The organism is Bradyrhizobium zhengyangense (genome assembly GCF_022012555.1).
Classification (GTDB): domain Bacteria; phylum Pseudomonadota; class Alphaproteobacteria; order Rhizobiales; family Xanthobacteraceae; genus Bradyrhizobium; species Bradyrhizobium zhengyangense.
On sequence record NZ_JAKLTZ010000002.1, the window covers coordinates 300,746 to 311,696 of the forward strand.

The 10,951-nt window shown below is 63.4% G+C and carries 10 protein-coding genes; 6 read left to right on the top strand and 4 right to left on the bottom strand.

What is annotated here, in order from left to right:
• Nucleotide 1 precedes the first annotated feature (1 nt).
• Nucleotides 2–790 carry an enoyl-CoA hydratase gene (locus tag L6639_RS06710; protein WP_237860025.1) on the bottom strand — a complete coding sequence of 263 codons (789 nt, stop codon included), beginning with the start codon at nt 788–790 and terminating at the stop codon, nt 2–4.
• A 136-nt stretch (nt 791–926) separates the two neighbouring features.
• A complete protein-coding gene (locus tag L6639_RS06715) occupies nt 927–2,132 on the bottom strand; it encodes an ABC transporter substrate-binding protein (RefSeq protein ID WP_237860027.1) in 1,206 nt (401 codons plus the stop codon).
• A gap of 281 nt (nt 2,133–2,413) precedes the next feature.
• Between L6639_RS06715 and L6639_RS06720 the strand changes: the two genes are divergently transcribed.
• The gene (locus L6639_RS06720; RefSeq protein ID WP_237860029.1) at nt 2,414–3,265 is read left to right on the top strand and encodes a thermonuclease family protein; all 852 of its coding nucleotides are present in this window, start codon (nt 2,414–2,416) and stop codon (nt 3,263–3,265) included.
• Between the two features lie 27 nt (nt 3,266–3,292).
• Nucleotides 3,293–4,792: a M48 family metalloprotease gene (locus tag L6639_RS06725; RefSeq protein ID WP_465251686.1), complete on the top strand. Its 1,500-nt coding sequence runs from the start codon at nt 3,293–3,295 to the stop codon at nt 4,790–4,792.
• A gap of 9 nt (nt 4,793–4,801) precedes the next feature.
• Here L6639_RS06725 and L6639_RS06730 read toward each other — a convergent pair whose 3' ends face one another.
• Both L6639_RS06730 and L6639_RS06735 read right to left on the bottom strand, forming a co-directional pair.
• A complete protein-coding gene (locus tag L6639_RS06730) occupies nt 4,802–5,194 on the bottom strand; it encodes a c-type cytochrome (protein WP_237860031.1) in 393 nt (130 codons plus the stop codon).
• Between the two features lie 56 nt (nt 5,195–5,250).
• Nucleotides 5,251–6,588 carry an MFS transporter gene (locus tag L6639_RS06735; RefSeq protein ID WP_237860034.1) on the bottom strand — a complete coding sequence of 446 codons (1,338 nt, stop codon included), beginning with the start codon at nt 6,586–6,588 and terminating at the stop codon, nt 5,251–5,253.
• A 182-nt stretch (nt 6,589–6,770) separates the two neighbouring features.
• On the opposite strand from L6639_RS06735, the gene cyoA reads away from it, so the two are divergent.
• The 4 genes from cyoA to cyoD are packed head-to-tail and all read left to right on the top strand — an operon-like array spanning nt 6,771 to nt 10,947.
• Nucleotides 6,771–7,931 (top strand): ubiquinol oxidase subunit II, encoded by a 1,161-nt coding sequence (gene cyoA, locus L6639_RS06740; RefSeq protein WP_237860036.1) that lies wholly within the window; start codon nt 6,771–6,773, stop codon nt 7,929–7,931.
• 11 nt (nt 7,932–7,942) lie between these two features.
• Complete coding sequence (gene cyoB, locus L6639_RS06745) at nt 7,943–9,940, top strand: cytochrome o ubiquinol oxidase subunit I (RefSeq protein ID WP_237860038.1); 1,998 nt, start codon at nt 7,943–7,945, stop codon at nt 9,938–9,940.
• Nucleotides 9,941–10,570 (top strand): cytochrome o ubiquinol oxidase subunit III, encoded by a 630-nt coding sequence (cyoC, locus tag L6639_RS06750; RefSeq protein WP_237860040.1) that lies wholly within the window; start codon nt 9,941–9,943, stop codon nt 10,568–10,570.
• Complete coding sequence (gene cyoD / locus L6639_RS06755) at nt 10,567–10,947, top strand: cytochrome o ubiquinol oxidase subunit IV (protein ID WP_237860041.1); 381 nt, start codon at nt 10,567–10,569, stop codon at nt 10,945–10,947. The genes cyoC and cyoD overlap by 4 nt, the downstream gene beginning before the upstream one ends.
• Nucleotides 10,948–10,951: the final 4 nt, after the last annotated feature.

The window sequence follows — 10,951 nt, forward strand, 5'->3', positions numbered from 1 at the left end:
GTCAAGCGCCCTTGAAAGCCGGCTTGCGCTTCTCGACGAAAGCCTTCGCGGCCTCCTTGTGATCCTCGGTGTCGCTGCAGCGGGTGTGGTGGATCGCCTCGCCGTCGAAGCAATCCTCCAGCGGAAGATGCTCCGCGTTGTTGATGTTACGCTTGATGAAGCCGAGCGCGATCGACGGCCCCTGCGCCAGCGACATCGCGAGCTCGTGCGCGGCAGTGTCGATCTCGGCGTCGGGCACGACCCTGGTCACCATGCCGATCGCATGCGCTTCCCTGGCGGTCAGCACTGGCGAGGTCAGATAGAGCTCGCGCGCCCGCGCGCTGCCGAGCAGCTGGGTCAGGAAATACGTGCCGCCGTAATCGCCGGAGAAGCCGACCTTGGCGAAGGCGGTCGTGATCTTGCAGGATTCGGAGGCAACACGCAGATCGCACGACAGCGCCATCGACAGACCGGCGCCGGCCGCGGCGCCGTCGAGCTGCGCCACCACAGGCTTCGGCATCTGGTGCAAAATGCGCGAGACCTCCATGCCGCGGCGGAGATTCGCAAGCTTCTGCTCGAACGGCAGGGGTGCGCGGCCGGCCGCCATCGACTTGACGTCACCGCCGACGCAGAACGAACCGCCAGCGCCCTTGAACAGCACCGCGCGCACCTCGGGATCGTCGGCCGCGTGCCGCGCCGCCTCGACCAGCCCTGCGACCATCTCGGGATTGAGCGCATTCTTCCGCTCCGGCCGGTTCATGGTGATGGTGAGCAGCGCGCCTTCGAGCTTTTGCAGGACCATGTCGTTCATGGGGCGTCTCCCTTGTTGTTTGTTTGACCGGGCTGTTACCACACTCGTCATTGCGAGCGAAGCGAAGCAATCCAGGAATGCTTCTGCGGAGGCAGTCTGGATTGCTTCGTCGCTGCGCTCCTCGCAATGACGGTGACTATTTCTTCACCAGCGGACAGCGCGATTGCTCCAGCGACTGGAACGCTTCGCTGCCGGGCACGGTGGCGAGCAGCTTGTAGTCGTCCCAGCGGCCTTTCGATTCCGACGGCTTCTTGACCTCGAACAGGTACATGTCGTGCACCATGCGGCCGTCCTCGCGGATCTTGCCGTTATGAGCGAAGAAGTCGTTGATCGGCGTGTCCTTCATCACCTTCATCACCGCGGCCGCATCCGTCGTGCCCGCCGTCTTCACCGCCTTCAGATAGTGCATGACGGAGGAATAGACGCCGGCCTGCGCCGAGGTCGGCGGCCGCTTGACGCGCTCCTGAAAGCGCTTCGAGAAGGCGCGCGTCTCGTCGTTCATGTCCCAGTAGAAGGCTTCGGCCAGTAGCAGGCCCTGCGCGGTCTCAAGCCCGATCGAGTCGATGTCAGTGACGAAGGCCAGCAGCGGCGAGACCTTCTGGCCGCCCTTCATGATGCCGAACTCGGCCGACTGCTTGATGGCATTGACGGTGTCGCCGCCGGCATTGGCGAGCCCGATCACCTTGGCCTTCGAGGCCTGCGCCTGAAGCAGGAACGACGAGAAATCCGACGTGTTGAGCGGATGGCGCACGCTTCCGAGCACCTTGCCGCCGGTCTTGGTGACGACGGCGCTGGTGTCCTTCTCCAGATCCTGGCCGAAGGCATAGTCGGCGGTGAGGAAGAACCAGGTGTCGAGGCCCGACTTCACGGCTGCGAGGCCGGTCACATTGGCCTGCCCATAGGTGTCGAACACGTAGTGGATCGTGGTGGGCCCGCAGGCCTCGTTGCTGAGACGGATCGAGCCCGGGCCGTTGAAGATGATGATCTTGTTACGCGCCTTCGCGATCTCACCAGCGGCAAGCGCGGTCGCGGAGGCCGCGACGTCGTAGATCATCTCGACGCCCTGATTGTCGAGCATGTCGCGCGCGATGTTGGCGGAGAGGTCGGCCTTGTTCTGATGGTCGGCCGCCAGCACCTGGATCTTGCGTCCGAGCACCTCGCCGCCGAAATCTTTCACCGCCATCTTGGCTGCGGTCTCGCTGCCGGGGCCGGTGATGTCGGCATAGAGGCTCGACATGTCGAGGATGCCGCCGATCTTGAGGGGAGGCTTGTCCTGGGCCTGCACAGCGCTCGCGCTGAGGGCAAACGCGGCGGCAAAAATGCCCGACAAAATCGACTTCATTGAAAACAACCTCCCTTGATCGCCTTGCTCTGAATGGCGGCTTGATCTTGCTATTCCCGCAATCATGCCGCATGCGCGAGAGCGCAGCAAGCGCGAGGCGCGTCACGAGAGCACGATTGGCGCGCGTGTTTTCCGCAAAGCGGAATGGTGGGATGCGAACAAATGTCTCCACGTCATTGCGAGCGCCTTGTCCATAGCTCGAAGAGCGACGGCGGAAGCGAAGCAATCCAGAATCCCACCGCGGAGAGACTCTGGATTGCTTCGTCGCTTCGCTCCTCGCAATGACGGAGGGTGAGGAAACGTCTTCGCGACCCAATACACTTGGGGTAAAGCTAGAGCACAACGCAACCTCTCCGGGTCTCGTGACGCAACGGCTTCACCTTATCGTCGGATTGTTTCTCTTCGCCGGTCACCCCGCGTTCGCGACGCCGTGCCAATTCGAAGCACAAGGCGAGGGCCGGGTCGCGGCGGTCACCGATGCTCACAGCGTGCGTCTCGATGACGGCCGCGAAGTCCGTCTCACCGGCGTCGAGGCGACGGCAACGACCAGGCAGGCGCTGACCTCGCTGCTCGTCGGCCGCGATGTCGTCCTGCGCGGCACCGATGACACACCCGACCGCTATGGTCGCCAGGACGCATTGGTATTCATCGGCGAGAGCGACATCTCGGTTCAATCGATGCTTCTCGCCCAGGGCGATGCCCTCGTCTCGGCCGAAATCTCCGACAAGGATTGTGCTGCTGCCCTGATGGCGTCGGAGGCTGAGGCGCGGCGCCAAAAAAAGGGCAGCTGGGCTGACCCGTCGGCCATAAAAAACGCGGAAAGTCCGGACGATATTTTGGCCGGGATCGGGCGCTTTATGGTGGTCGAGGGCAAAGTCCTGTCGGTCCGGCAAGCTGGGGCAATGACCTACCTCAACTTCGGACGGAACTGGACACACGGCTTTGCGGCGACTATTTCAAAGCGCAATCTGCCGGCGTTCGAAAACGCCGGAATGACCCTTAAGTCCCTGGAAAATCGTCGTATCCGCGTTCGGGGCTGGGTTGAGGGGACTGTGGGGCCGCGTATCGACGTACGTCTCTTGGGACAGGTTGAATTGCTGGGCGCAAACGAGCCTATTGGGGTAAGGCCTTAAGATAGGGCCGGGCACGGGTTAAGCGACGTGAATGGGGTGCTAGAACAGCACAAGAAGGGCGAAGCACGCCGCCTTCGGGCTGCGCCGGCAGCGCTTTGCCTGCTGCTGGGCACGGGCCTGGCCGGTTGTGGCGATATGGGCCGGTTCCAGACGGCAGCGACCCCGGCAACCGTGGCGATGCCCAAGCCGAAACCGGCTGTCGCCCAGACCCCCGCTACCGAAAAGGAACACGAGCGCATCCTGGCGAGCTATGGCGGCACTTACGACGACCCCCGGCTCGAATCACTGGTCAGCAAGACTGTCGACCGCCTCGTTGCCGCCTCCGATCGCCCTGATCAGGGCTACAAGGTCACCATCCTCAATTCCGGCGCTGTGAACGCCTTCGCGCTGCCGAACGGCCAGCTCTACGTAACCCGCGGCCTGCTGGCGCTGGCCAGTGACACCTCCGAATTGTCCTCCGTGCTCAGCCACGAGATGGCGCATGTGCTGTCCAAGCACGCCGCGATGCGCGAGGACCAGGCCCGCCAGGCCGCGATCGTCACCCGTGTCGTCACCGACATGAGCACCGACCCTGATCTGACCGCGCTCGCGCTCGCCAAGACCAAGCTCACCATGGCGAGCTTTTCGCGCAATCAGGAATTCGAGGCTGACGGCATCGGCGTCGGCATCTCCGCCAAGGCGCATTTCGATCCCTATGGTGCGGCCCGCTTCCTCTCGGCGATGGAGCGCAATGCCGAACTCAAAGCCGGCAAGAGCTCGCTCGATCCGCGCGCGCAGGATTTCACCTCGTCCCATCCGGCAACGCCCGAACGCGTGCAGAACGCGCAGATGATCGCACGGCAATATGTGGCGCCCGAGGGCGCCGAGCGCGACCGCGAGAGCTATCTCGCCGCGATCGACAACCTGGTCTATGGCGAAGACCCCAGCGAGGGCTTTGTCCGCGGCCGGCGTTTCCTGCATCCGAAGCTCGGCTTCACCTTTCAGGCGCCTGATAATTTCACGCTCGACAACACCGCACAGGCGGTGATCGGCGTGCGCGAGGGCGGCTCGCAGGCGATGCGCTTCGACGTCGTGCGCGTGCCGGCCGAACAGTCGCTCGGCGACTATCTGAATTCCGGCTGGATGGAAGGCGTCGAGAAGGCCTCCACCGAAGACCTGACCATCAACGGATTCCCGGCCGCGTCCGCCACCGCCAAGGGCGACCAGTGGCAGTTCAAGGTCTATGCGCTGCGCTTCGGCAGCGACGTCTATCGCTTCATCTTCGCCACGCGGCAGAAGTCGACCGAGAGCGAGCGCAATGCGCGCGAGACCGTCAATTCATTCCGCCGCCTGACCCTCGAGGAGATCCAGGCCGCACGTCCGCTGCGTATCAAGGTGATCACCGTGCAGCCTGGCGACACCGTGGAATCGCTGTCCCACCGCATGGCCGGCGTCGATCATCCCGCCGAACGCTTCCGCGTGCTGAACGGGCTCGACCGCACCGCGCAGGTGAAGGTCCGCGACCGCGTGAAGATCGTGACGGACTGAGGCGCCGCTCTACTTCGCCTTCTCCTTCAAATACGCGATGATATCGGCGCGATCCTGCGCATCCGGCACGTCGAAGAACATCTTGGTCTCAGGCACCATGGCCTGCGGCCCGGTCAGCCATTTATCGAGGTTTTCCTCGGTCCAGACGATGCCGGAGTTCTTCAGATCGGGCGAGTAATCGTAGCCGGCGACGCTGCCCGCCTTGCGCCCGACCACGCCCTTGTGCATCGGCCCGACGCCGTTCTCGTTGATCGAGTGGCAGTCGGCGCAGCCCTTGTAGAGTGTCTGCCCTCGCGCGGCATTGCCGGTCGCGCCAGCGGGGCCGCTAGCGCCCAGAAGCGCGATTGCAATAGCCAGGCTTGCAGTGCTTCGCTTAGGGGCGGAATTCGACCAGACGTTCATGTGATCTCCTGCTTGCGGTCCGCAAACAGGATCGTCCGGCTCGAACTTTATTCCCGTCAGTTCGACGATTCGCCCGCGTCCATGTCGCCCGCCTCCCGCTGGCCACTGAGCCAGAGCGCGAGCAGGGTCCAGAACGCGCCGGACAGCAGGTACGCGCCCGAGGCGATGACGCCGAGATTGGTGGCGAGCAGCAGCGCGACCAGCGGCGCGAAGCCGGCGCCGAACAGCCAGGCCATGTCGGAGGTCAGGGCGGAGGCCGTGTAGCGATACATCTGCTTGAAGTTCGAGGCGATCGCGCCCGAGGACTGGCCAAAGGAGAGGCCGAGCAGGATGAAGCCGATCACCATGTAGATGGTCTCGCCGAACGCACCGGCATCGAGCAGTTGTGGGGCAAAGCCGCTGTAAATCGCGATTGCGATCGCCGATCCCATCAGCAGCGATTTGCGGCCGACGCGGTCGGCGATGATGCCGGATGCCACGATTGCGGCTACGCCGAACACGGCGGCGACGATCTCGATGATCAGAAAGCGCACCGGGCTTTCGCGGGTGAACAGGAACACCCAGGACAGCGGGAACACCGTGACCATGTGAAACAGCGCGAAGCTCGCCAGCGGCGCGAACGCGCCAAGCATGATGTTGTGACCTTCACGGGCAACGGTGTCGGAGATGCGCGAGGGCTGCAGTTCGCGGGTCTCGAACAGCGAGGCATATTCCTCAGTCGTCACCATGCGCAGGCGCGCGAACAGCGCCACGACGTTGATGGCGAAAGCGACGAAGAACGGATAGCGCCAGCCCCAGTCGAAGAAATCATCGGCCGAGAGGTTGCCGGCGAAATAGGCAAACAGCGCGCTCGCCACGATCAGCCCGAGCGGCGCGCCGAGCTGCGGCACCATCGCGTACCAGCCGCGCTGGGAGGCCGGCGCATTCAGCGCCAGCAGCGAGGCCATGCCGTCCCAGGCGCCGCCCCAGGCCAGACCCTGCGCGAGACGCGCCAGCGCCAGCAGCCAGATCGCGGCCGCGCCGATCTCGGAATAGCCGGGCAGGAACGCCAGCGCAACGGTGGCGGTGCCGAGCAGGAACAGCGCCGAGACCAGCTTGGCCGTCTTGCCGTATTCGCGGTCGACCGTCATGAAAATGACGGTCCCGATCGGCCGGGCGATGAAGGCCAGCGCGAAGATCATGAAGGAATAGAGGGTGCCGGTCAGCTCGCTCGTGAACGGGAACACCAGGCGCGGGAACACGATCACCGAGGCGATGGCGTAGACGAAGAAGTCGAAGAACTCCGAGGTGCGGCCGATGATGACGCCGATGGCGATCTCGCCGGGACTGGCCTGGTCGTGGCCGTGCTCGCCCGAGTGGATATCCGCCATTGCGGGGGTCTGTGCCGTCGCCATGCGTGCGCCCTTAACGTCCTGAAAACCAAAGCCGACCGCCCGGCGAAACGCCAGCCAATCTCGCCCTGTTTGACCCAACATCCCGCAGTGCAACATTGGACAAATTGTCCAATGTCCGGATTGCTGCGCCGCAGCTACCCATTGGCCCCGCAAAGGAAACTCATTCTCATAAGGCTCGGCCCGTGCCCCGTCTCAAGATCCTGGCGCTGCTACCCCTGGCAGCCGCGCTCAGCGGCTGCAACTACATCGTGCTGGCGCCAGCCGGCGATATCGCGGCGCAACAGCGCGACCTCGTCATCATCTCCACCGTCCTGATGCTCCTGATCGTCGTCCCCGTGATGGCGCTGACGGTGCTGTTCGCCTGGCGCTACCGCCAGTCCAACACATCCGCCCGCTACGAGCCGGATTGGGACCACTCGACCAAGCTCGAGCTGGTGATCTGGTCGGCGCCGCTACTGATCATCGTTTGCCTGGGCGCGCTGACCTGGATGGGCACGCATCTGCTCGACCCCTACCGCAACATCGGCCGCATCCATGCGGAGCGTGCCGTCGACCAGTCCAAGGCTCCGCTCGACGTCGATGTCGTCGCGCTCGACTGGAAGTGGCTCTTTATCTACCCCGACTACGGCATCGCCACCGTCAACGAGCTCGCAGCGCCGGTTGACCGCCCGATCAATTTCCACATCACCGCGTCATCGGTGATGAACTCGTTCTACATTCCAGCGCTCGCCGGACAGATCTATGCGATGCCGGGCATGGAGACATCGCTCCACGCTGTGATCAACCACGCCGGCACTTACAGGGGTTTTTCGGCGAACTACAGCGGCGCCGGCTTCTCCGGCATGCACTTCAACTTCCACGGACTTGACGACAAGGGATTTGACGCCTGGGTCGCGCAAGCCAAATCGGCCGGCGGCTCGCTCGGCCGCGCCGAATATCTCCAGCTCGAGAAGCCCAGCGAGAACGAGCCAGTGCGCCGCTGGGGCACGGTCGATGCCGATCTCTATCGCCTGATCCTCAACATGTGCGTCGAGACCGGCAAGATGTGCCAGAGCGAGATGATGGCGATCGACGCCAAGGGCGGCAACGGCCATGAGGGCCTGAACAACACCCTGCCGCTCTCCTACGACAAGTACGCGCGCCGCGGCACCGTGCTCGGTCCCGAGCCTGTGTTCGTCGCCGGCACCTGCACGCCGGAGGCGCCGCAAGGCCAGACCACGGCGTCGATCAAGGCGCCGCTCGACACCGCGCCGCTCGCCGGCGCCGGCCTGAAGCGGCCGACTTTTGCGCCGCTGAAGTCCTCGTCCTTCTTCATCGGACAGCGTCCGAAGTCAGACTCCTAAAGAGATCCAGCATGTCTCCTGATCTTCTCAAGTTCATCTTCGGCCGTCTCGGCATCGATTCGCTGCCGTTCCACGAGCCGATCCTCGTCGGCACCTTCGTGATGGTCGCGCTCGGCGGCGTCACGCTGCTCGCCGGCCTCACCTATTTCCGCCTCTGGGGCTATCTGTGGCGCGAGTGGTTCACCACGGTGGACCACAAGCGCATCGGCATCATGTACATGATCCTCGGCATCGTGATGCTGCTGCGCGGCTTCGCCGACGCCCTGATGATGCGCGCGCAGCAGGCACTCGCATTCAACGGCTCGGAAGGCTTCCTGCCCGCCCATCACTACGACCAGGTCTTCACAGCCCACGGCGTGATCATGATCTTCTTCGTGGCGATGCCGCTGGTGACCGGGCTGATGAACTATGTCGTGCCGCTCCAGATCGGCGCCCGCGACGTGTCGTTCCCGTTCCTGAACAATTTCAGCTTCTGGATGACGGTCGGCGGCGCGGTGCTGGTGATGGCCTCGCTGTTCATCGGCGAATTCGCCCGCACTGGGTGGCTGGCTTATCCGCCGCTGTCGAACATCGGCTACAGTCCTGATGTCGGCGTCGACTATTACATCTGGGCGCTGCAGGTCGCCGGCGTCGGAACGACCTTGTCGGGCATCAACCTGATCTGCACCATCGTCAAGCTGCGCTGCCCCGGCATGACCATGATGCGGATGCCGGTGTTCACCTGGACCTCGCTCTGCACCAACATCCTGATCGTCGCCTCCTTCCCCGTCCTGACCGTCGTGCTCGCGCTGCTCTCGCTCGATCGCTATGTCGGCACCAACTTCTTCACCAACGATTTCGGCGGCAGCCCGATGATGTACGTGAACCTGATCTGGATCTGGGGTCACCCTGAGGTCTACATCCTGGTTCTGCCCGCCTTCGGCATCTTCTCGGAAGTCACCTCGACCTTCTCCGGCAAGCGGCTGTTCGGCTACACCTCGATGGTCTACGCCACGGTCGTCATCACCATCCTGTCGTACCTGGTGTGGCTGCACCACTTCTTCACGATGGGCTCGGGTGCCAGCGTCAACTCGTTCTTTGGCATCACCACGATGATCATCTCGATCCCGACGGGCGCGAAGATGTTCAACTGGCTGTTCACGATGTATCGCGGCCGCATCCGCTACGAGCTGCCGATGATGTGGACGATTGCCTTCATGCTGACCTTCGTGATCGGCGGCATGACCGGCGTTCTGCTCGCGGTGCCGCCGGCCGACTTCGTGCTGCACAACAGCCTGTTCCTGATCGCGCACTTCCACAACGTGATCATCGGCGGCGTGGTGTTCGGAGCGTTCGCCGGCATCAACTACTGGTTCCCGAAGGCATTCGGCTTCAAGCTCGATCCGTTCTGGGGCAAGATGTCGTTCTGGTTCTGGGTCACCGGCTTCTACATGGCCTTCATGCCGCTCTACGTGCTCGGCCTGATGGGCGTGACCCGCCGCCTGCGCGTTTTCGACGATCCCTCGCTTCAGATCTGGTTTGTCATCGCCGCGATCGGCGCCGGCCTCGTCTTCCTCGGCATTCTCTCGATGCTGATGCAGTTCGCGGTCTCCTTCCTCAAGCGCGAGCAGCTCAAGGACGTAACCGGCGATCCCTGGGATGCGCGCACGCTGGAATGGGCGACCTCCTCGCCGCCGCCGGACTACAACTTCGCCTTTACCCCCGTCGTTCACGACAATGATGCCTGGTGGGACATGAAGAAGCGCGGCTATCAGCGTCCGCTCATGGGATTCAAATCGATCCACATGCCCCGCAGCACCGGCACCGGCATCATCCTCGCCGGCTTCGCCACCGCGATGGGTTTTGGTCTGATCTGGTACATGTGGTGGCTGGCCGCCTTGAGCTTCGTCGCGATGCTCGCCGTCGGGATCGGTCACACCTTCAACTATCACCGCGACTTCGACATTCCGGCTGATGACGTCATCCGGACCGAGGACTCGCGCACCAAACTGCTCGCCGGAGCCAAGTAAATGACTGTCGCTGTCAATCCCGCCCAGACCGGCGAACCGGTCTTCTACCTCGCCGACGAACATCCGCATCCGGAAGGCTACAGCACCTCGCTCGGCTTCTGGATCTACCTGATGAGCGACTGTCTCATCTTCGCGATGCTGTTCGCCGCCTTCGGCGTACTCGGCGCCAACTACGCCGCCGGCCCCGCGCCGAAGGACCTGTTCGACCTCAACCTGGTCGCAGTGAACACCTCGATGCTGCTGCTGTCGTCGATCACCTACGGTTTTGCCATGCTGACGATGCAGCAGAACAAGATCGCGCAGACGCAGATGTGGCTCCTGATCACCGGCCTGTTCGGCGCCGCCTTCATCGGCATCGAGCTCACCGAGTTCGCCCACATGATCCATGAGGGCGCAACGCCCCAGCGCAGCGCCTTCCTGTCCGCCTTCTTCACCCTGGTCGGCACCCACGGCCTGCACGTCTCCTGCGGCCTGATCTGGCTGGTGACCCTCATAGTGCAGGTCTGGCGCTTCGGCCTGATCGAGGCCAACCGCCGCCGCCTGATGTGCCTGTCGATGTTCTGGCATTTCCTCGACGTGGTCTGGATCGGCGTCTTCACCTTCGTCTATCTCCTGGGAGTTCTGCGATGAGCACCGATACCCACGCCGCGCACGCGGGCGACCATCACCACGACGACGGCCACGCCCAAAGCACCTTCTCGGGCTACATGCTCGGCTTCGTGCTCTCGGTGGTGCTGACCGCGATCCCGTTCTGGCTGGTGATGAGCGGCACGCTGCCGAGCAAGCAGATCACCGCGCTGGTCATCATGGCCTTCGCGGTCGTGCAGATCGTCGTGCACATGATCTACTTCCTGCACATGAGCCCCAAGTCCGAGAACGGCTGGAGCATGATGGCGTTGATCTTCACCATCGTCATGGTGGTGATCGCGCTGTCGGGTTCGCTGTGGGTGATGAACCACCTCAACAGCAACATGATGCCGATCCACGAGATGACGGGAATGAAGTGAGCGA

Excerpts from the sequence above, each read along its gene's own strand:
- L6639_RS06710 (WP_237860025.1), bottom strand. The coding sequence starts at position 790 with ATGAACGACATGGTCCTGCAAAAGCTCGAAGGCGCGCTGCTCACCATC.
- L6639_RS06715 (WP_237860027.1), bottom strand. The coding sequence starts at position 2,132 with ATGAAGTCGATTTTGTCGGGCATTTTTGCCGCCGCGTTTGCCCTCAGC.
- L6639_RS06720 (WP_237860029.1), top strand. The coding sequence starts at position 2,414 with ATGACGGAGGGTGAGGAAACGTCTTCGCGACCCAATACACTTGGGGTA.
- L6639_RS06730 (WP_237860031.1), bottom strand. The coding sequence starts at position 5,194 with ATGAACGTCTGGTCGAATTCCGCCCCTAAGCGAAGCACTGCAAGCCTG.
- L6639_RS06735 (WP_237860034.1), bottom strand. The coding sequence starts at position 6,588 with ATGGCGACGGCACAGACCCCCGCAATGGCGGATATCCACTCGGGCGAG.
- cyoB (WP_237860038.1), top strand. The coding sequence starts at position 7,943 with ATGTCTCCTGATCTTCTCAAGTTCATCTTCGGCCGTCTCGGCATCGAT.
- cyoC (WP_237860040.1), top strand. The coding sequence starts at position 9,941 with ATGACTGTCGCTGTCAATCCCGCCCAGACCGGCGAACCGGTCTTCTAC.
- cyoD (WP_237860041.1), top strand. The coding sequence starts at position 10,567 with ATGAGCACCGATACCCACGCCGCGCACGCGGGCGACCATCACCACGAC.